At 43.4% G+C, this 22544-nt stretch carries 14 protein-coding genes, 1 pseudogene and 1 riboswitch; of the genes and pseudogenes, 3 read left to right on the top strand and 12 right to left on the bottom strand.

Translation table 11 applies throughout. The features are described from left to right. Positions 1–28 precede the first annotated feature (28 nt). From nrdG to C511_RS0109995, 6 genes and pseudogenes are all read right to left on the bottom strand, one after another. Complete coding sequence (nrdG, locus tag C511_RS0110020) at positions 29–487, bottom strand: anaerobic ribonucleoside-triphosphate reductase activating protein (protein WP_024996827.1); 459 nt, start codon at positions 485–487, stop codon at positions 29–31. A gap of 17 nt (positions 488–504) precedes the next feature. Beyond that, positions 505–2892 (bottom strand): anaerobic ribonucleoside triphosphate reductase, encoded by a 2388-nt coding sequence (locus tag C511_RS0110015; protein WP_024996828.1) that lies wholly within the window; start codon positions 2890–2892, stop codon positions 505–507. Positions 2893–3082: 190 nt separating this feature from the next. Further along, positions 3083–3270: riboswitch (cobalamin riboswitch) on the bottom strand. A gap of 121 nt (positions 3271–3391) precedes the next feature. Further along, entirely contained in the window at positions 3392–4042 is a 651-nt protein-coding gene (gene trhA, locus C511_RS0110010) for a PAQR family membrane homeostasis protein TrhA (protein ID WP_024996829.1), read from the bottom strand. A gap of 18 nt (positions 4043–4060) precedes the next feature. Then, positions 4061–5944, bottom strand: a complete 1884-nt coding sequence (locus C511_RS0110005; protein WP_024996830.1) for a DUF3857 domain-containing protein — start codon at positions 5942–5944, stop codon at positions 4061–4063. Between the two features lie 1380 nt (positions 5945–7324). Then, a pseudogene (locus tag C511_RS18575) lies at positions 7325–7846 on the bottom strand (DUF3857 domain-containing protein); the annotation flags it as partial. Positions 7847–8553: 707 nt separating this feature from the next. Next, positions 8554–9453 carry a diaminopimelate dehydrogenase gene (locus C511_RS0109995; protein ID WP_024996832.1) on the bottom strand — a complete coding sequence of 300 codons (900 nt, stop codon included), beginning with the start codon at positions 9451–9453 and terminating at the stop codon, positions 8554–8556. Positions 9454–9572: 119 nt separating this feature from the next. Between C511_RS0109995 and ruvA the strand changes: the two genes are divergently transcribed. Next, entirely contained in the window at positions 9573–10163 is a 591-nt protein-coding gene (ruvA, locus tag C511_RS0109990; RefSeq protein WP_024996833.1) for a Holliday junction branch migration protein RuvA, read from the top strand. Here ruvA and C511_RS0109985 read toward each other — a convergent pair whose 3' ends face one another. Beyond that, the gene (locus tag C511_RS0109985; RefSeq protein WP_024996834.1) at positions 10164–10997 is read right to left on the bottom strand and encodes a hypothetical protein; all 834 of its coding nucleotides are present in this window, start codon (positions 10995–10997) and stop codon (positions 10164–10166) included. A gap of 83 nt (positions 10998–11080) precedes the next feature. On the opposite strand from C511_RS0109985, the gene C511_RS0109980 reads away from it, so the two are divergent. Next, the gene (locus C511_RS0109980) at positions 11081–12517 is read left to right on the top strand and encodes a CCA tRNA nucleotidyltransferase (protein ID WP_024996835.1); all 1437 of its coding nucleotides are present in this window, start codon (positions 11081–11083) and stop codon (positions 12515–12517) included. Between the two features lie 101 nt (positions 12518–12618). Here C511_RS0109980 and C511_RS0109975 read toward each other — a convergent pair whose 3' ends face one another. The 4 genes from C511_RS0109975 to C511_RS0109960 all read right to left on the bottom strand — a co-directional run bounded on the left by C511_RS0109975 (position 12619) and on the right by C511_RS0109960 (position 17865). Beyond that, a complete protein-coding gene (locus C511_RS0109975; RefSeq protein WP_027318101.1) occupies positions 12619–13779 on the bottom strand; it encodes a M24 family metallopeptidase in 1161 nt (386 codons plus the stop codon). Between the two features lie 72 nt (positions 13780–13851). Then, complete coding sequence (locus tag C511_RS16635; protein ID WP_024996836.1) at positions 13852–14298, bottom strand: septal ring lytic transglycosylase RlpA family protein; 447 nt, start codon at positions 14296–14298, stop codon at positions 13852–13854. Next, a complete protein-coding gene (gene gdhA, locus C511_RS0109965) occupies positions 14295–15632 on the bottom strand; it encodes an NADP-specific glutamate dehydrogenase (RefSeq protein ID WP_027318100.1) in 1338 nt (445 codons plus the stop codon). The genes C511_RS16635 and gdhA overlap by 4 nt, the downstream gene beginning before the upstream one ends. 124 nt (positions 15633–15756) lie before the next feature. Beyond that, on the bottom strand, positions 15757–17865 hold the full coding sequence (locus C511_RS0109960) for a prolyl oligopeptidase family serine peptidase (protein ID WP_024996837.1): 2109 nt from the start codon (positions 17863–17865) through the stop codon (positions 15757–15759). A 218-nt stretch (positions 17866–18083) separates the two neighbouring features. Here C511_RS0109960 and C511_RS0109955 point away from each other — a divergent pair, with 218 nt between their 5' ends. Next, complete coding sequence (locus C511_RS0109955; protein ID WP_024996838.1) at positions 18084–21044, top strand: PEP/pyruvate-binding domain-containing protein; 2961 nt, start codon at positions 18084–18086, stop codon at positions 21042–21044. A gap of 83 nt (positions 21045–21127) precedes the next feature. Here the strand turns inward: C511_RS0109955 and C511_RS0109950 are convergent, their stop codons facing one another. Continuing rightward, positions 21128–22462: an NADP-specific glutamate dehydrogenase gene (locus C511_RS0109950; RefSeq protein WP_024996839.1), complete on the bottom strand. Its 1335-nt coding sequence runs from the start codon at positions 22460–22462 to the stop codon at positions 21128–21130. Positions 22463–22544: the final 82 nt, after the last annotated feature.

Genomic DNA, 22544 nt, shown 5'->3' with positions numbered 1-22544 from the left:
GTTAAAACACTCTCGATGCACGGTTTTCTTATTTTAAGCAGATGATGCGCTGATTGCTGCTTCCTCTGAAATTCAGATGAGGGGAATATAGTGCCTCTTCAAAACGACCGTCTATCAATACATCAATATACGGTAATAGGACCGAGAGACTTTCTTTTGCCTCAATTTCCTCTATCCGGTAACCGGTGTAACACCAAATGTTCTGTTGCGTTTCTTGTTTGACTCTTTGTATAAGGGAAAGAAATGCAGCCGGATTGTAAAAAGGGTCTCCTCCCGAAAAGGTAACCCCGTCTAATAAAGGATTGCCGTTGATTTCCCGAATGATATTTGCTGTCAACTCCTCCGTCAACGGTTGTCCGGCTTGCGGATTCCAACTATCCGGATTGTGACAGCCACGGCAACGGTGAGCGCACCCGGCCAGATAAATAGCATAACGGATGCCCTCGCCATCAACAATGGTTTCAGGATAAGTCTGCAATAAATACAACATAAAAGATATGCAGCTTAATGATGTTTAACCCTGTCTTTCTCTTCCGCACGCTTGGCCGAATTCCATGAATTCAAATCACCGGTCAGGTAGCCCGTAATGCGCCGCATACGCAGAATGTTCTCACTTTGGCAGACAGGACATTTATCGTATATAACGCCTTTGTATCCGCACGCATGACAGGTATCTACCGGATGATTGATGGAACCGTAACCAATGCCTTCATCGTGCATTACTTTTACGATTTTGGCTACGGCTTTTATATTTTTCTGTGCTTCACCGTCCAGCTCCACATAGGTTATGTGTCCTCCCTTGGTGATGGCGTGGAAAGGCGCCTCGCACTTTACCTTATCCATGATGCTGATAGGCTCCTTAACATCTACATGGAAAGAGTTTACATAATAATCCTTATCGGTTACCCCCGGAATAATTCCGTATTTTCGTCGGTCAATTCGGGTAAACCGGCCCGATAAGCCTTCGGCCGGAGTGGCTAATACAGAGTAATTGAGTTGATACTTGGCTTTGTATTCCTCGGCAACTTTATTGATTTCTTGTACCGCTTCATACAGCGTATTCCATGCTTGGGTGTTGTGTCCGTGTCCTGCACCGTAAAGCGCCATCATGGCATTGTGTCCGCCAATGAAACCAATTCCCAGTGTTCCGCTACGCAGCACGTCGCCCACTTCTTCATTAGGTTCCAGTGCAGCTCCGCCTTTCCATACATCATTGCCCATCATGAACGGAAACTGACGAGACAAGGCGGTGCGTTGATATTGGTAACGCGTGTAGAGCTGGTCGGCAACCAGGCAACTCATTTGACGCACCGATTCGATAAAGTATTCTTTTGCTTTTTGCTCGATCGCATCTTTGTTGCCGCTCTCTTCCATGTTTTCGGCTTTGATCCGTGCCTCCATAGCAAGTCTGGGCATGTTGATGGTTGTAAACGATAAGTTTCCACGTCCGAGAGAAGACTTTTCTCCTGCTATATTTTCATAAACGCGCGTGCGACATCCCATAGTGGCTAGTTCATAACGGTAGCGTTTGGGATCGTTGGCTTGCCACTTATCGTTTGTGTTATAAGGAGTATCCAGGAACATGAAATTAGGGAAAAGAGCTTTAGCCGTTGTGCGGCATGCTTTCAAGAACAAGTCAAAGTTACGCGCATTAAACTGCATGTTACCGTCGATAGCTTCTTCAAAATTCTCCATGGCCCGTTTGTAATCCTCATCAGAGTAAGAAACTCCGTCTTTTACTTTGAATATCTGTATCGGGAATACAGGAATCTCGCCTCGACTGCCCAGCCCTTCCGTTGTTGCTTTCAATAGTTCTTCAATAACCATGCGACCTTCGGCCGATGTATCTGTGCCGTAATTGATGGAGCTAAATACCACCTGATTACCCCCGCGTGAATGCATGGTATTGAGGTTATGAATAAATCCCTCCATTGCCTGATGCGTGTCTTTGCGTGTTTGGGCGTATGCTTTATCAAAAATCATATTCATGGCCGGTAACTCAATGGTGACTCCTGCGTCGGCCAATGCCTGGCACAGCTTGAGGCGTCCTACCGAATCGGTATCTATTGAAGATACATGTTGCGATACACATTCCTTTATCTCAGCATGCTGCGTATGGTTGGTTAGCAGACTGATGTAAAAGTCTATACCCGACATTAAATGCTTAATGAAAGACTTGTAAACCCCTTTGGCCATAAAGAAGTCAAAAGCCGGAATGGCTTGTCCGCCGTGTTGCTCGTTTTGATTTGTCTGGAAGATGATGGTTGCCAGTGTGGCGTAACTCTGTATGCTTTGCGGAGTTCGTATGCTTCCGTTTTTAGTGCGAAAACCCCGTTCAAACAAATCATCCATATCATACTGTATGCAAGTAGTAGTCTTGGTTGGATAGTAGTCGAGGTCATGAATGTGTATGTCGCCCAACTGATGCGCTTCAGCAAAACGTTTGGGCAATAGGTAGCGGTATGTATAATCTTTGGTCACCTCCGAGGCAAACGTCATCATTTGTCCGGCGGGAGTGTGGCTCGACATGTTGGCATTGCTCAGGTTGATATCGTTTTTGTCGATGGCCACAATGCCATCCATGATATGCTTCATCTGAGTTTTCTTGTCACGTTCTGTGTTTCGCCATTCTCTGTAAATAATATACTTCTTGGCAACTTCGGGACGAACCTTCATGAGCTCCTTTTCTACCAGATCCTGAATCGCTTCGACAGAGATTGTGGAAGATGTAAAATGGGCAATTACCTGCATGGTAATATCAGCAATCAGTTTGTCTTCGTTCGTTATGCCCGTGGCATTGAACGCTTTGGTGATTGCGTTTTTAATTTTGCTGATGGAAAAATCTTCTTTTTTCCCATCTCTTTTAACGATAGAAATCTCAGCGTAATTCATAACTTATGCTTTAATAAATAAGTAATCTTTTTACTCTCAGGAGTATGATTACGCTGTGGGGTAGTGAGGCAGTAAGGTGATGCTTGTGCATACCAAACAGGATGAGTTGTGACACATCATTCTCTTGTTTGTTCAATGTGCATGAGCATTGACGAAGAACTTCACTGGCTTTAACTCCCGAAAGCGTAAATATTCCATGATTGTTTTGGCAGGTCTTCTGACTTATCTCTCCTCTGAAACGCCTTCCCATATTAAATAGATACAGTGGCATGTATGTCTCAGATTCACAGAGAATTACAGCAGCGGGTACTGTTGCCGATTTACACGGCATTCCCTTTTACTAAACCTCTTTTTAGTACCAGAACTGTTACAAAGGTAATGCTTATTGCAATATCTTGTAGCGCAGTGAGTGTTAAAATTGAAACCGGAAACGGATAATTTTTCTTTGTGCCTGATTATCAAAGTTTTCCGTTTTGGAAAACTTTGATAAAGTTTTGGCTTATAAAATTTTCCAAATAGCTAAGATGTGGCATACACTTCCCAGCAAAATAAAGAGGTGAAAAACAAAATGCATGTACTTCACTTTGCGGAGTGAATAAAACAAGGCTCCTATGATATAAGAAACCCCGCCGCCGATGAGCCACCAGAGTGCCGCCATGGAGTGAATGGTTTCCAGTGAGTCCGACAGGGGTTTGAGTGCCACTAATATGGCGGATCCCATTGTTACGAAACAGATCGTTTCCAGGTGACTGTGTTCTTTTAATTTTCTGAAGCTAAGCAGGGTGCCGGCCAAGCAAGCCAACCACACGAATGTGAAGACGCCCCAGCCCCAATAACCTGCATCGCGCAGTACCAGTAAAGTGAAAGGCGTGTACGTGCCGGCAATGTGCCAGTAAATGGCCGCATGATCTGCCTTGCGAAGCAAATCTCTTCGTTTTCCCGGATCACTGCTGTGGTACAGCGTGGAGGTAATATAAGAAGCCAGCATTCCGAATAAATAGGTGGTGACACAAGCGGAGGCCCAAGAGTCAGAGCTGTTCTCCGCTTTGTGTAATAAGAAATAACCAGCAATCAGTCCCATGAATATGCCTACTCCATGGGAGATGCTGTTGGCCAGCTCTTCGCCGGCAGTATATCTTTTTGTTGTCATTTGAAGAGTTTGAACGTTTTATTCCTTCTTTAAAACAATCCTTCCTCCATAAAGGTCGGATATTGTTTGGGCAAAGTTAGCGAACTCTTCGTATGTATTGGCCGGGAATTTCCCTTTTTTTAGAAACAATCTTTGTCGTACGCATATCTGTGTACCTTTGTTTTCGATAGATGATTCGAAAGAGCCGAATCGGCAACTGACGGATGTGGGTTTGGGCATTGCCTCCAGTACGAAACCTTCGGGTAGTGTAATAAGCACACTGTCGGTGTCAGCATATCCGTATTTGATGTATATGTCACTGGTGCGTTTTTCTTGTTTGGGAACAGTGAAATAGTTTCGGAAAAGGTTGGCCGGAATGAATAATCTGTTGCCCGTTTTATTTCCAAATTGCTGGCATTCGGTTTGAAACTGAACATCTATTTGCGGATTAGCCCGCTTGCTTTCCTGAATGGATATGTTGTTGACACTGGCTTGTGTCAGTCTGATTTGTGAACGTAACAAATCTTTCTGTTCATCGGGTTGCATGTGCGTAATGGCTGACAGGTGCTCATATTGAAACAAGTCGCACTTTTGTGTTGTCTGGATGTGCGCTTTTCCATTATTATCGAGCGTAATTTGTGCGGTACGTATTTGCGTATTCACAGAGTCGGGATAGGAAGGTAAAGTGCATAACTCACCTCCGTTCTCTTTGATCAGAATAGCATCATGCCCGGCAATGTCACGATGGATGTATCCCAAGGGCAGTTGGGCATTGGTGCACTCCAGCCAAAGGGTTTCTTCTTTCAGAGGTACTTGCAGGATGACGTGATTCATCTGTCCCACACTTGCAAAATCCTTCAAAAGCTTTACCCTATCAGTACTTATTACAGTGTAATTAGAGTTAATACCCACTTCTTGGAGCATGGCTTTGAGGTAGTTGGATAGTGCTTTGCAGTCACCAAATCCGGTTTTGTAAACGTTGGTTGCGGGAGTTGGCTGCAAACCGCCAATTCCCAACTGTATGCTTACATACCGGGTGTTGGCCGCCAGGTAATCATAAAGCACTTTCACTTTTTCCTTTTCACTGTTGCAGCCGGATGTTAACTGGTGAATTTTTTCTTTCAACTCGGGAGGCAGTATGTCTCTGTCTTTCAGCAAAGCATATTGCCAGTTGCCGTATGACTTCCAAGTGCTCATGTCACCTTGGCTACCGTCGAATATAAAGTTGTCGGGACCGAGGTAAACAATGGGAATCAATGCTTCCAGTGGCGCTCCGTATAATTCTTTCTCAATAGCTTTGAGGTTCTTAAAAGAAATTTCGCTGTATGTAGCCCCTTTAGGAGTTGTTTTGGATTGAAACTTATTGCCTGAATTCAATATTTTGGTACGGTATGTAACCTCGGCGGGCACGTGCAGGCGGTAGTTGGCCTCCACAACCGATAGGTTAAACCGACTCTGCGGTGCAAATGGCGGAAAGCTAATTAATCCGTTTTTATACTTTATTTCCCATTCATACTTTACGGTATAGGGATACTGACCTATATTACATTCAAAGAAATACATGTAATCATCGGTGGTAAGTCCCGATGAATATTCAGACATCTTTAACTCGGACTTTTTGATTTTCCGTATCAGATTGCCTGTCCGGTCGTAAACCTCTCCGGAGAATTTATTCAGTGAACTAAACTGATCGCACATACACAGAAAATGCGCAGCCTCTTTTCCTTTCTCGTCAAGAACGGTAACGGTATAGTTCTCTTTTTTGAGAGCGTTTGTTGCCGATTCACATATAAAATCAATTTCATTACTCTGTACAACGGCATAGGCTTTTTCGGTTATCTCGGCCGGAAAAGATGTTTTTATTTGAGCTTTTACGGAAAAACAAATCCATAAAAGCCCAAAGATGGCAAGGCGTTTATTCATACTCTTTCTTTACAGTGTTTTTTTCTTTAAAACGATCATCTCATTGTTCTTGTTGACTATTGTGCCCCAGAATTCTTTTAAGAAATTGTACTCCTCGGCTGCGAAGAATATTCTGTTCATGCTAAATATATAAGTCATCAGAATACGATTGTCCACTACCTGCACCAGATAACGACAGGTACCCCCTTCATTATCCATGCTGAATTGCACTTGCTTGGGCAGCTCTTCTACCTGATAGCCTTCGGGAATAGTTAGTGAATTTGAGATTCTTAAAGAGTATGGATAGGGCATTTCCACCGGTAACTTGCGGTTTTCTTGCATATAAGGGTTGGTGCTGATGTGCTTAAATACCATTGGGTTTATGTAGATATATTCATCGGTTGCGGACGCTTGTTTGGTGAATGAAATCTTTTCTTTGATCTGCGAATTGAAATCCTCCTTACTGTCTTGTTGGTATTGGAGAATCTTGAAGTCATCTTCGGTTTCCAAATCGGTTATGAAGGCGGTACTGTCTTTGGCGGCATTCATCCGTTTGCGGTGCCGACCGGCAAATTGTCCGCTGTAAACGGTGTTGCGTTCGCCTACAATACTGCCATCGGGCATGATTGTGGCGCTGATCAGGGCGCGTACCTGACTTTCGCAAACTCTGTTTAGTGCAAACCACTTTGTTTGGTTATTGGTTGCACTAACTAAACGTGCCCTGTCGACCAACAATATGGGCGGTAGCACATTGAGATAGCCGCAAGTGATGGATCCGTCGAGGAAAACCTTGGTGCTATCAGTCTCTTGTGCGGCCACAACAAAGGTGTTTAGTTTCTGAATAGAGGGGTGTGTATACGGCAGAACACCTCTGTCTCGGGCGCTCATCACAAGCGGGTCGCATGCAACGCCTACTTCGCGAAGCATACTCATCAAAATGAAATTGATATCGGCATTACTGCCCGATCCGGTTTTGATAACCTTAGAGATGTCCTTTCCATACAAGGCGTAATTTTCGTTCCAGGCAATCTTCTTCTTTAGCAGGCAGAAGATGGCTGCAATTTTATCTTTGGTGCTCATTTGCATGAGATTCAGACTTCTCATTTCTTCCCTGAAGGGGTTTTTGAGTTTTAATAAACCACCAAATTCCTCGTCTTCCAGCAACAGTTCATCAATCTTCTCCCAAGTAGTGGTGAAGGGCTGGTAAACAGATCCCGGGAAGTCGAGCCCCAACAGTTCAAAGATAATTTGAGCTTTGTAATCGTCTGCGCACCAAACTTGCGAGTCGTCTTTAATAGCGGGCAGATTTTTACCTACAAATATAATGTTGCGGGCGGTAGCGTGTACGGGCTCGGCTTGATAAGCGGCTCCACCCTGAACGGTATACGTTACCGGCACAGATTCGTCGGTGGTTTCAATCTGGTCGGAACCACGCATCTCCATGTTGAATTTAAAGTACTGCGGAATGGTAATGTCGTACTCATTGTAAACAACCGGCAGTTCGCCTTGCATAACCCATGTGGGTAACTGGTAGTAAAAGTCCGACAGTACCTTGTATTTATATTCAATGACGCTACCTGCTTTCACGTTGGGAATTGAGAACTTTACCTGCATGTACTTATCGCTGACCCTTTCTTTGAATATGTATTCTTTCTTCATCTTGGTTTTAACCTCTTTGCCGTTTTCCAGATTATAGGAAAAAGCATCAATGTCAATCACCACCTCTTTCATGGTATTTTTATTGCTATCATAATAAGGTATGATTACGTTGGCATAGCTCGTTCCGTCACTCTTTAAAATCTTTGTTTTGTTTTCAATGTTATAACAGATGCGAAACTTGTTGCCGATGTACTCGTAGAGCGTCCTTCCTTTTTTGTACAATACAACGGCACTGGCTGTGCTGTCATTGCTATAAGAACTCATGAGCAGTTCGTCGTTAGTTACTTTACCAAATTTGGTACTTAGTTCTTGTGCGGCTATTGCTGTGCAGCATTGAATGAGGACTAGCAGCGCAATAGCCTTTTGTAAACAGATTGTTTTGTTCATATAATAAGTATTCTTAAGATTAGAAGGTTTAAATGTAAGTATTAATATTTGAAAACAAAGCTTTCAAAGGATAAAATTTTCAGTTTATGCTCTTTTTTTATAAAAAACGGGGTGAATCATTCAAAAGTGGGTCATTTTCTTCGCAAAACAAAGAGTTCTAATAAAGCTCGTTGCAGAACTTTCCGTACACCCGGGTGTACAGATAGTATACACCCGGGTCTACAAGCCGTGTACATGGGGGTGTACAAACTGCGTACATCTGGGTGGAGACGAGATTTACTCACCTGCAAAATAAATCGCATAAGCAGGCTGATTGAAATCCTTTATGTGAAAGATTTAATTAGTGTTGTACTGTAAGGAATCACTGCAAAAAAGTTGGTGATACTTGGTGATACTTGGTGAGGCTTTTTTTTAGGCAAGTGTCACACGTAACAGTCTTATTTTCAGTATTTTACGAGATTGGTGATACTTGGTGATACTTTTTTTCATACATTTTATGTAGAAGAAGCGTGGCTACTAACAAAAAAAGGCATCCTTTTGAGGGGATACCTTCTTCCTTTTGAATGATAGGTTGACTCAGTTGCTTATACGAGATGAGCAATGAGGTCTTCACGATCTCCTTCGAGCAGGTCGATAACCGGAACTTCAATTAGGGTGTAGCAACCCGGTTGCTGCTTCATTGATGCACGAGCAACACAAATTAATACCTGTGCCGTAAGGGCGGGGTTGTTAATCTTCATGTTGAACTCGAACAATTGGTTCTGTGTTTTACCCGATACCCCTTTGCGGGTAAGGTTCACACCGTGGCCCATATCGAGCAGTTCGTCTACACAAGGAACCTGTATCACGTGAGTTTCGTCATTGACAAAGTATGCATCCGATTTGATGGCGGCTGCTACTTCCTCGTATTTATAACCGTCTTTGAGTTCAATGTATACCATGCGGCGATGAATTCCCGTACCGGTAGGAATGGTCATTGATAAAGCAGCTTTTACACCTTCGATAGCCTTAACAGCTACCGTGTGTCCCATACTCATACCCGGACCGAAGTTGGTGTAGGTAATGCCTTTGGGAGCAATAGCCTGCAACAGTGCGCGAACTACCGAATCACTTCCCGGATCCCAGCCTGCCGAAATGATAGAAACGGCATTGTTTGCTTTGGCACAAGCCGACAGTTCGCGGCGAAGGTCAACAATTCCTGTGTGAATATCGAAACTGTCAACCGTATTGATTCCCAATGCAAGAATTTCTTTTGCATATTTTTCAACGCTGCGTGTAGGTGTGCAGAGAATAGCAACCTGCACATCTGTCAGTTCCCTGATGTCTTTCACCACAGGATAGTCATTTAACTCAGCAGGTTTATTGTCTGCTCCGTTGCGACGCACCACGCCGGCTACCTCAAAATCGGGGGCAGCTTGCAATGCTTCCAATACATATTTACCAATATTGCCATATCCGATAATGGCAGCTCTGAATTTTTTCATAAATTTGTTGGTTGCTATTAATATTTTTGCTTTTTTGCAGATGCAAAAGTAAATAAAAAAATCAGTGATACAATTATCTAAAAGCATAAAGCTACATTTTTTAAAATAAAACAGTAATTATGATAGAATACATCAAAGGTGAGCTTACAGAATTAACACCTGCTAACGCGGTGATTGAGTGCAACGGGGTAGGCTATATGGCAGGTATTTCATTAAATACTTATTCGGCCATACAGGGAAAGAAGCTCTGTAAGTTATATATTTATGAGGCGATTCGTGAAGATGCGTATGTGCTTTATGGCTTTGCCGATAAGCAGGAGAGGGAACTGTTTTTGTTGCTCATTTCCGTGTCGGGCATCGGTGGCAATACCGCACGTATGATTTTGTCGGCTTTGTCGCCGGCCGAACTGTGCAATGTGATCAGTTCGGAGAATGTCAATATGCTGAAAACCGTTAAAGGTATCGGACTGAAAACGGCTCAGCGTGTTATTGTTGACCTCAAAGATAAGATTAAAACAGGGGGCGCTTCTGCCGGTATGGCGGGAGGCATGCCCGCCATGAACACGGAAGTGAACGACGAAGCGGTTGCTGCTTTGTCCATGTTGGGCTTTGCTGCCAATGCTTCACAAAAGGTGGTTACGGCCATTCTGCAGGAACAGCCGTCTATCCCGGTTGAACAAGTCATTAAACTTGCTTTGAAAAGGCTTTGATTATTGAGCCTTTTCTTTTTCGGCGGTGTGTTGCATCTTGCGCGTTACAAACTCTATCTTCAGCTTGGCCTCTTCTATTTCCATTTTGATTTGTTCGATAGAGGAAAGAGTTTTGGATAACTCATACGTTTCGACCAAAGCCTTCCGGTCGGCTGCTGATAGAGCAAAGGCGTAGCTGCGTTCTCCTTTGTACTCTACCCGCAATGTCTGGCCTTTGTTGAGGTAGATGAAGTCCATTACGCTGCCGTCTTCTCCCTGTTTATAGTCGGCCATTTCTATCTTTTCTCCCAGATTAGTTGTCTCGTAACTGTCTCTGGAGGGAGGTGTTTCGGCAAAACTTTTATCGGCAGCAATTACTTTCACTGCGTTGTGGTGAATGTTGTTCTTGCCGCAATAAATGGAAGTCATCACCAATACACCTTTTTCGTTTACCTGAAAACGAAGGTATGAACGGTGCAGGTTCTTCTCAACTACCTGTGTTGGCCAGAGGTAATTACCAATGGCTTGATATTCGGCATCTTTCTCAAAAGTGAACCGGGGCTTGATGGTCTCAAACTCCTTCTGCTTTACCAGCAACATGCTGTCGAGATACACCATACTTCTTTCTTGTTCCTTCAACTCGGCTTGCTGTATTAACTTTAAACCTTCTCTACGCACCTCATAAGCTTTGGGGTAGAGAATCTTAATGCTGTCGACCAGCAGTTTGGTTGCACTATAATCTCCTTTTTGAAAAGCAGCGCGGGCTTCTTCCAATTTCTCGTTAGCTTTCTTTTCTACATCGTTTCCGCAAGCAAAAAGGGCGGCAAGGCAGAGGTATATTACCAGTTTCTTCATACTTATACTTTCTTTATGGACAACAAAAATACAAATAATATCAGTTTTTTGTATTTTTGCAGTTCAAAACTTAATAAAGAAGCATGATAGAGTTGACTAATGAGGAGTTGAAAGCGCATTTCAGTGATAAGATATTCGGGCAGATTTCAGAAACGGCCGACGAACTGGGACTGGAATGTTATGCGGTAGGAGGATATGTACGTGATATTTTCTTGCAGCGTCCCTCAAAAGATATAGATGTTGTGGTAGTGGGTAGCGGAATTGAAATGGCCGAGGCATTGGGCCGCCGCTTAGGAAAAGGAGCTTATGTTTCGGTTTTTAAGAATTTTGGTACGGCACAACTTAAATATCACCAGATAGAAATAGAATTCGTGGGGGCACGAAAAGAATCTTATCAGCGCGATTCGAGAAAGCCTATCGTTGAAGATGGTACGCTGGAGGATGATCAAAACAGAAGGGATTTTACTATCAACGCCATGGCGGTGTGTCTTAACAAAGCACGCTTCGGGGAGTTGGTTGATCCGTTTGGTGGTATGGCCGATCTGAAGGAGAAAACCATTCGTACTCCGCTCAATCCCGACATTACTTTCAGTGATGATCCCTTGCGCATGATGCGTTGCATCCGCTTTGCCACTCAATTGAACTTTTATATAGACGATGAAACATTCGAATCTCTTTGTCGCAACAAAGACCGAATTGAGATCATATCGAAGGAGCGCATAGCCGACGAATTAAATAAGATTATTCTTTCGCCTATTCCCTCCAAAGGTTTTATTGATCTGGAACGATCGGGGTTGCTACCGCTTATCTTTCCTGAACTGGCAGCCATGCAGGGCGTGGAGAGCAGAGGCGGAAGGGCGCACAAAGATAATTTTTATCATACGCTGGAGGTGCTCGATAACATCAGTCGGGTAACTGATAATTTGTGGCTGCGTTGGTCTGCTTTGTTGCACGACATTGCCAAACCGCTGACCAAGCGTTGGGAACCGAAGGTGGGGTGGACGTTTCACAATCATAACTTCATTGGCGAACGAATGATTCCTAATCTTTTTCGGAAGATGAAGTTACCGATGAATGAAAAAATGAAGTATGTGCAAAAGATGGTTAGTCTGCACATGCGCCCCATTGTCATAGCCGATGATGTGGTGACCGACTCGGCCGTTCGCCGGTTGCTCTTTGAGGCAGGTGACGATATTGATGATTTGATGACGCTCTGTGAAGCGGATATCACATCGAAGAACATGGAGCGTAAGCAGCGGTTCCTTAATAATTTCCAACTAGTAAGACAGAAACTGAAAGATATTGAGGAGAAAGACAGGGTGCGTAACTTTCAACCGCCTATCAGCGGTGAGGAAATTATGCAGATATTCAATCTTCAACCTTGTCAGCAGGTAGGAACCTTGAAGAGTGCCATCAAGGATGCCATTCTCGACGGACTGATAGCCAACGATTACGATGAGGCGTATGCATTCATGTTGGAACGTGCCCAGAAGATGGGACTGCAACCTGTAAAATCCTGAGTGATGTTTTGACGGCTCTTTTTCCTTATATATATGCTGAACCCCGGATATCTGATTAAAGATTTCCGGGGTTCAGCATATTGATAGTCGTATTCGGGTTCTTAAAACTCGATAATCTCTTCGTTACATAGCGTGAGCTTTTCTACTCCTTCGGCAGTAACTGCCCACGAGTTCTCAATACCCACAGGTCCCACGCCCGGAAGAACAATCTTGGGCTCGAGCGCAAATACCATGCCCGGTTCCAGTTCTTGTTTAACACGAGGAGCCAACACCGGAGCTTCGTTGATTTCCAATCCGATTCCGTGACCGATGAATTTGGCTTTCTGGTCAATTCCCATGAAGTTGTCGGCAAAACCGGCTTTGGTTACCATATCAATGGCTTTGTTATACAAGTCTTCGCAAACAACTCCCGGCTTGGCCATGTTGACAACTTCTTCCTGAATATCCAGACACACCTGATGCGCTGCATAAGCCTCATCGGTTAACTTACCAACTGAAAAGACACGGCTCATGTCACACATATATCCGTTGAAATTTCCTCCCAGGTCAACCATTACACTTTGCCCTTTGCTTAGCAAGGTGCCGTTCACCCCACCGGGAAGTGCCGGGTCGATACCTTGACCACCCAATGCGAAATCATAAGGAGAAGGAGTAGCGGCATTGTCGCCCGTCAGTACACTACCCATAAATATCTCCATGCTTTGACCGAATACACGGAATATGCCTAAACATCCTTGCAAACGCATCAAACGTTCTATTTCAATAGACAGTTCCATGTCTGTCATCCCTTCACGGTAAACAGAAGGAATCTGTTGGTAAGCTTTGGCATGCGCTGCGGCGGCACGGCGGAACATGATGACTTCCATCTCAGTTTTTACACTTCTGGCCTGACGAATCAACGGGGTTCCGTTTACTACAGTAGCTTCGGGAAACATTCCGGCCAAACGCATGTATTCTGTGTAAGGCAATTCGTCGCCTTCCAACATAATGGTTTGCGGCATGGGCAATCCGTTTTCTTTCAGCAGTTCGATGATCTGTTCCGGTTTGCGGACGGCGTGTACATGTTCGCCAATCAGTGTATTGGGACGTTTTACGAATAAACGGGCCGGTGCGTGCAGGGGTAGGTAAAGATAACCACTAACAACCTGGCCGTAAGTATAGAGGAGGTTTACATTACAAGTGATAATGGCGGCATCAATATTTTGCTGAGCCATGAGCGAGCGAATTTTATCGCGGCGCAATTTGAGTTCTGGTAATAGCATCTCGTATTATTTTTAGTTCGGGATGCAAAGTTAAACGTTTTTATATAATATGATGTTTTTTAGCCTGAATAATTACCTATGCAGGGGCAGGGGATGAGTGCTTTCATCTATGATAAGATGCAGAAATTCGGCAGGGTTAAACTCGTCGTCGGGTTTATAAGGAATGCGTATCTGTTTGATGGGAGTCACTATTACCGGAGCAATTCCGTAGCGTATAATGTCAAGTTCCTTGGCTGCTTTATAAGATAAATCAATCATCAGGCGTTTGCTGTAGGGTCCCCGGTCAGTGACCTTTACCACTACTTCTTTTTCGTTTCGGGGGTTTTTTACATGAAGTAAAGTGCCTAACGGATAGGTGCGATGCGCGCAAGTCATGCTGTCTTTGTGGTAAACGCCTCCGTCTGAAGTTCTTGATCCGTGAAAGCGTTTGTGATAATATGTAGCATTACCTGTCTCTTGTGAAAAGAGGCAGGTAACGCACATTAAAAACAAAAGTGTTATAATTGATTTTATTCTCATACAATACCTTGACCCATCATGGCATGAGCAACTTTCATGAAACCGGCTATGTTTGCCCCTTTCACATAGTTGATGTAGCCATCTTTTTCAGTGCCGTATTTTACACACTGGGCATGGATGTTATGCATAATCATGTGCAGCTTTTGGTCAACTTCATCTGCATTCCAGCTCAGGTGCATGGCATTCTGAGACATTTCCAATCCGGAAGTGGCAACACCGCCGGCATTCACTGCTTTGCCCGGTGCATACATCACTTTCTTTTCCAAGAATAAATCGATGGCTTCCGGTGTGCAGCCCATATTAGAAATTTCTCCGATGCAAATAACGTTATTTTTTATGAGATTTGCAGCATCTTCACCGTTTAATTCGTTCTGAGTGGCGCAAGGCAGTGCTATGTCTGCTTTTACTTCCCACGGGCGTTTGTCGGCTACAAAGGTTGCTCCGGGGAACTCTTCGGCATAAGGTGCCACAATGTCGTTTCCGGTAGCTCTGAGTTCCAACATATAATCTATTTTTTCACCACTTATACCGTCGGGATCGTAAATATAGCCATCGGGACCGGAAATAGTGATTACCTTAGCACCCAGTTGAGTCGCTTTGGTTGCTGCGCCCCAAGCTACGTTGCCAAAACCGGAGATAGCTACGGTCTTTCCTTTCATATCAATGCCTTTGGTTTGAAGCATTTGATTGACAAAATACAAGCCTCCGAATCCGGTTGCTTCCGGACGTATTAATGAGCCGCCAAACTCAAGTCCTTTGCCGGTAAAGGTTCCGGTAAATTCACGGGTTAGCTTTTTATACATGCCAAACATATAGCCCACTTCACGTCCGCCAACACCAATATCTCCGGCGGGTACATCCATGTCAGGACCGATGTGTCTCCAAAGTTCCAATATGAACGCTTGGCAGAAACGCATAATCTCGGCATCGCTTTTACCTCGCGGCGAGAAATCGGAACCTCCTTTTCCACCTCCCATAGGCAGAGTAGTCAGTGCATTCTTGAACGTTTGTTCAAAACCAAGGAATTTTAAGATAGACAAATTCACCGAGGCGTGAAATCTGATTCCCCCTTTATACGGGCCTATTGCATTGTTGAACTGTACACGATACCCCAGATTGGTTTGCACCTCTCCGCGGTCATCTACCCAAGTAACTCTGAAAGTGAAAATACGGTCGGGCTCAACGAGTCGTTCTATGATCTTGGCTTTCTCAAATTCAGGATGTTGATTATATATATCTTCGATAGAGATAAGGACCTCTTTTACGGCTTGAAGATATTCAGACTCGCCGGGATGTTTAGCCTCCAGAGAGGTCATGATTCGTTCAATATTCATATTGTATTTTTTAAAGGTTGATTTTGATAAAATGTAAACTACTTATGTTGCAAATATAGTTATTATTTTATTTCTATCTCTTTTTAAAAGTTAAATATTTGGTTTTATGTGATAAAATGATATTTTAGAATTTGGGCTTCATGTTCAGGTTATACATGATAAAGCCATAAACGTCTGCTTGTTCTTCTAAAATCTTACTCATCGGCTTACCAGCGCCATGCCCGGCTTTGCTGTCAATGCGTATCAACGTCGGGTTGCTGCCTTCATTACAAGCTTGCAGGGTAGCGGCAAACTTAAACGAATGTGCCGGTACTACGCGGTCGTCGTGGTCGGCCGTGGTGACCAGTGTGGCAGGGTATTTCGTTCCCTTTTTCAGGTTGTGTAAGGGGGAATATCCTTTTAGGTATTCAAACATTTCTTTGCTGTCTTCGCTGGTACCGTAATCACTCGCCCAATTCCATCCGATGGTGAATTTGTGATAACGCAACATGTCCATTACGCCGACTTGTGGAATGGCAACACGGAACAGATCGGGACGTTGAGTCATACAGGCACCTACCAGCAAACCACCGTTTGAACCGCCTACGATAGCTATCTTTTGCGAATTCGTGTACTTATTATCAATCAGATATTCGGCTGCCGCTATGAAATCATTGAATACATTTTGTTTCTGCATTTTGGTTCCGGCAACATGCCAGTCTTCTCCGTATTCGCTACCGCCACGAAGATTGACTTGTACGTATATGCCGCCATTTTCAAGGAAAGGGATGCGGTTGATGCTGAATGAAGGATACAAGCTGATATTGAAACCTCCGTAACCGTATAGGAATACCGGATTTTTTCCATTCTTCTTGAGCCCTTTTTTGTAAGTCAGGAACATGGGTATTTTAGCACCGTCTTTGCTCGTGAAAAAAACTTGCTCGGTAACAAAATCATCTGAATTGAACTTTACTTTCGGAGCACGGAACAATTCATAACTGTTTTTTTGCACGTCATATTTATAGGTAGCTCCCGGAATAGTAAACGAAGTAAAGCTGAAGAAACATTCTTCATCGTCTTTATCACCGTTGAAGCTAACCGATCCCAAAGATGGAAGTTCTATTTCCTGTAACTCTTTTCCTTGTAAATCATATACATAAGCATGGTTGGAGGCATCCTTATCGTATGTGAGAAATAACTTGCCGCCAATTACCCGAACATCTGATAGTACTTGTTCTTTCTCGGGAACGACCTCTTTCCAATTGGCCAATTCAGGACTTTGCAGTTCGGCAGCCATGATTTTATTCTTGGCCGCTTGATAGTTGGTAAAGAAATAGATGCGGTTACCAATGACTTCGATTGGAGTATATTGGTAATCAAAATCTGAGGCAAGCTGAACAACGGGTGCACTCTTTTGCGTGAGGTCTTGCATAAACAGAGCATTTCCCCTTCCTTCACCAGATTCATAAATGAACAAGACTCTTTCGTCTTCACTAACTTGAGCTGTGTAGAAACGTTTGGGATATGCTTTGTTTTCATACACCAAACGATCATTCTGTTGAGGCTCTCCCAGTTTGTGATAATATATTTTGTGATGTTCGTTCACATTCGAAAATTCTTTTCCTTTGCTGGGAGCGTCATAGGCACTATAGTAAAACCCGTCGCCCTGCCAGGCTGCATCTGTAAATTTAGCCCAAGTGATGTGGTCATCGAGTAAGGAACCGGTTGCTACATCCATTACATAAATCTCCCTCCAGTCCGATCCGCTTCTTGAAATAGTATAAGCGGCATATTTTCCATTGTTAGAAAACGAGAGACTGGTTAAAGCTACGGTGCCGTCGTCCGACAGTTTATTCGGATCCAGGAAGACTCTGGCTTCGCTGTTGAGTGCATCTTGTACATAAAGTACGCTCTGATTCTGCAACCCGTCATTTTTATAAAAATAGTACTTACCATGCTTCTTGAAAGGAGCACTGATTCTTTCATAATTAGCCAGTTCGGTGAGCCGCTTCAACAAGTCCTGTCTGAACGGAATGTGTTCCAGGTAATTGTTTGTAATTTCGTTTTGAGCCTTTACCCATGAGGCGGTGGCTGCCGATGTGTCGTTTTCGAGCCAGCGATAAGGGTCGGGTACGGATACACCGAAATAAGTATCGACTGTATCTACGGTCGCTGTTTGCGGATAAGAGATTGCTTTTTGTTGTGCACACGATGTTGCCATGATTCCTGTCAATAAAAAGGTTGCCTTTTTCATGTTGCGCTATGATTTTAATAAATGATTATACAACAATATTCGGTATTATTTATAATATATGCAACTATTATGCATGTTAACTGATTGAAACTTTCTACAACTGTTTCGAAAAGTAATAAAAAGGACTTGGTAGAGGATAAAATGACGTATTTTATTGTTGGTTCGGATTAAAAAACCGAATTTTGTGAGTATAACCCATTTTCATAAATGAAGGAATTATGCTCAGCAAACTTAAACTGAATCAGCTTTACTTTAAAGATACGCAGTTTGTTAACTTGATGACCCGGCGTATTTTTAACGTACTTCTCATTGCCAACCCTTACGATGCTTTCATGTTGGAAGATGACGGTCGGGTTGACGAAAAAATATTCAATGAGTATACGTCGTTGTCATTACGTTACCCTCCGCGCTTCTCGCAAGTATCTACAGAGGAAGAGGCGTTGATGCTATTGGCCAACATTCCTTTTGACTTGGTTATCTGTATGCCGGGTATTGGCGACAATGATGCTTTCAGTATTGGCCGTCACATCAAAGCTTGTTATTCTCATCTTCCTATTGTGGTGCTGACTCCTTTTAGCCACGGCATAACCAAACGAATAGCCAATGAGGATCTTAGTGCGTTCGATTATATATTCTGTTGGCTCGGTAACACGGACTTACTCCTTTCCATTATCAAACTGATTGAGGATAAAATGAATCTGGAACACGACGTAGCCGAAGTGGGAGTTCAGCTTATTCTTTTGGTGGAAGATGGTATTCGTTTTTATTCTTCCGTATTGCCTAATTTATATAAGTTCGTGTTAAAGCAGAGCCAGGAATTTTCTACCGAAGCTCTCAACGCTCACCAACGTACGTTGCGCATGCGTGGACGTCCGAAGATCGTATTGGCCCGTACTTACGAGGAGGCAACCGAAATATATTACCGATATAAGAATAATGTATTGGGAGTGATTACGGATGTGCGTTTTCCCCGACAAGGGAAAAAGGATGCATTGGCGGGAATTAAGCTATGTGATGAAATCCGTAGGGAAGATCCCTTTATTCCACTTATTATTCAATCGTCCGAAGCCGACAATGCGGCATACGCATCTAAGTATGGAGCTAGTTTTATTGATAAAAACTCCAAAAAGATGGATGTGGACCTGAGGCAGACGGTAGCCGATAATTTTGGTTTCGGTGATTTTGTGTTTCGCAATCCGGATACGTTGGAAAAGATAGCGAAAGTACAAAACCTCAAAGAACTTCAAAATATCATTTTTGCTGTTCCTGCCGAATCTTTTTTGTATCACATCAGCCGCAATCACATCTCTAAATGGTTGTACTCGCGTGCCATGTTTCCCATAGCGGAGTTTTTGAAGCCTATTACGTGGGATAGTTTACAAGATCTCGACGCTCACCGTAGAATTATTTTTGAGGCGATAGTGAAATACCGTAAGATGAAGAATCAGGGTGTGGTGGCTATTTTTAAGCGCGACCGTTTTGACCGCTACTCTAATTTTGCTCGTATCGGCGAAGGCTCTCTTGGAGGTAAGGGGCGTGGATTGGCATTTATTGACAACATGGTGAAACGTCATCCTGAATTCGAAGAGTTTGAAAATGCACGTGTGGTGATTCCCAAAACAGTAGTGCTTTGCACCGATGTGTTCGATGAATTTATGGAGTCAAATAACCTGTATCAGGTAGCGCTTTCTGATATGGATGATGATATGATATTGAGGTATTTTCTGAAAGCAAAGTTACCCGACGGATTGGTTGATGACTTCCTTACGTTTATGGATGTAGTGAAATCTCCTATCGCCATTCGTTCGTCGAGCCTGTTGGAAGATTCTCATTACCAGCCTTTTGCCGGGATTTATAATACCTACATGATTCCTTATCTGGACGATAAGTACGAGATGTTACGCATGTTATCAGACTCTATCAAAGGGGTATATGCTTCTGTCTACTTCAAAGACAGTAAGGCTTATATGCAGGCTACTTCCAATGTTATTGATCAGGAGAAGATGGCCGTTATTCTTCAGGAAGTAGTGGGTACTCAGTATGGCGACAAATATTATCCTTCCATGTCGGGAGTGGCACGTTCGTTGAATTACTATCCTATCGGAAACGAGAAACCCGAGGAAGGAACGGTTAATTTGGCGTTAGGATTGGGCAAATATATTGTAGATGGCGGAATGACTCTTCGTTTCTCTCCTTACCACCCTAACCAGGTGTTGCAAACCAGTGAACTGGATATTGCGTTGAAAGAAACACAGACTCGTTTTTATGCACTCGATTTGAAGAATGCAGGACAAGACTTCTCTATAGACGACGGGTTCAACTTGCTGAAGTGTCATGTGAAGGAGGCTGAAAGTGACGGCTCTTTGCAATACATCGCTTCTACGTTTGATCCGTATGATCAAGTGATACGTGACGGACTCTATCCCGGCGGACGTAAAGTGATTACGTTTGCGAATATATTGCAGCATGACGTCTTTCCGCTGGCTCGTATTTTACGATTGGTACTTAAATATGGTGAAATGGAGATGCGCCGCCCTGTAGAGATTGAATTTGCTGCTAACATGGATCATGATAGTCGTTCGGGCGCTTTTTATCTGTTGCAGATTCGTCCCATTGTAGATTGCAAGGAAGTAATTGATGAAGATTTATCGGCCATACCCGACGAAGAAACTCTTTTCCGTTCCGCAAATTCGCTTGGTAACGGCATCATGAATGATGTATATGATGTGGTATACGTTAAGACAGATAACTATTCGGCTTCTAACAATCAATTCATCGCTTATGAAATTGAAAAGTTGAATAAACAGTTTCTTGCCGAGGGACGCAATTATGTGCTGGTAGGACCCGGAAGATGGGGTAGTAGTGATACTTGGTTGGGCATTCCGGTGAAATGGCCGCATATTTCGGCTGCTAAGGTTATTATTGAAGCCGGACTCACCAATTATAGGGTTGATCCGAGTCAAGGCACTCATTTCTTTCAGAATCTCACCTCGTTTGGTGTGGGTTATTTTACGATTAATGCCTTCATTAATGAGGGAGTATACGATCAGAAATTTCTAAATGTCCAACCTGCTGTTACGGAGACTAAGTTTCTCAGACATGTGCGTTTTGCTAACCCTCTGGTTATCAAAATGGATGGAAGAAAAAAACAAGGAGTTGTCCTGAAACCCCTTTTGTGATCATGTGATACAGAATATATGAGAAAGAGACCGGTAATCCCTAAAGGGCCGGCCTCTTTCATTTTTATAAGAGAGAGAGAAGATTATAAAATACCTTGTGCCATCATAGCTTTCGCTACTTTCATAAAGCCTGCCACGTTAGCACCTTTTACGTAGTTAACGTATCCGTCGGCTTCAGTACCATATTGAACACAAGCTTCGTGAATGCTTTTCATGATATCTTTCAGTTTGTCATCCACTTCTTTTTCGCTCCAGCTAAGTTTGATGGAGTTCTGAGTCATTTCAAGACCAGAAACCGATACTCCACCAGCATTGGCTGCTTTACCCGGAGCATATAATATCTTAGCATCTTGGAATACTTTGATAGCTTCAGGAGTAGAAGGCATGTTGGCACCTTCACTTACAGCCATACATCCGTTGGCTACCAGTTCGCGTGCATGATCGCCGTTTAACTCATTCTGAGTTGCCGAAGGAAGAGCGATATCGCACTTTTCACCCCAAGGTTTAGCTCCTTCCACATATTTACAACCATATTTGTCGGCATACTCGCGGATACGTCCACGGTATACATTCTTTAATTCCATGATGTAGTCCAGTTTTTCTTTGTCAATTCCGGCCGGATCATAGATGTATCCGTCAGAGTCAGACATTGTGACTACCTTACCACCCAGTTCCAATACTTTTTCAGCAGTATACTGAGCTACGTTACCTGAACCCGAAATAGTACAAACTTTACCTTTCAAATCAGTTCCTTTCATTTTCAGCATTTCCATCAGGAAGTAGATGTTACCGTATCCGGTAGCTTCGGGACGGATCAATGAACCACCGAACTCACGACCTTTACCAGTGAAAGTACCTGTAAATTCACGAGTGAGTTTTTTATACATACCGAACATGAAACCCACTTCGCGTCCGCCAACACCGATGTCACCGGCAGGTACGTCAGTTTCAGGACCAATGTGGCGCCAAAGTTCAAGCATGAACGATTGTATGAAACGCATCACTTCTCCGTTCGATTTACCACGTGGAGAGAAATCAGATCCCCCTTTACCACCACCCATAGGTAGAGTAGTCAACGAGTTTTTGAATGTTTGTTCAAAAGCCAGGAACTTCAAGATTGACAAGTTAACCGAGCTATGGAAGCGGATTCCGCCTTTGTACGGACCAATCGCATTGTTGTGCTGCACACGGTAACCCATGTTTGTTTGCACGTTACCTTTGTCGTCTACCCAAGTAACTCTGAACTGGTATACTCTGTCGGGTATGCACAAACGCTCAATCAGATTCGCTTTGTCAAACTCAGGGTGCTTGTTGTACTCTTCTTCGATGGTAGCCAGAACTTCTTCAACTGCCTGGTGGTACTCTGGTTCGTTCGGAAAACGAAGCTTCAGAGTGTCTAAAACTTTAGCTGCATTCATTAGAATAAATCTTTTGTTGGTTGTTGTAAATTAGTTAGCGGTTGCAAAAATAGATATAAAAAATGTTTTCTCAAACAATTTA

Origin of the sequence: Bacteroides graminisolvens DSM 19988 = JCM 15093, assembly GCF_000428125.1 — a bacterium.
In the GTDB taxonomy this organism is placed as follows: domain Bacteria; phylum Bacteroidota; class Bacteroidia; order Bacteroidales; family Bacteroidaceae; genus Bacteroides; species Bacteroides graminisolvens.
Note: the sequence above shows the minus strand (reverse complement) of the source record. Positions and strands in the feature narration are given on the sequence as shown.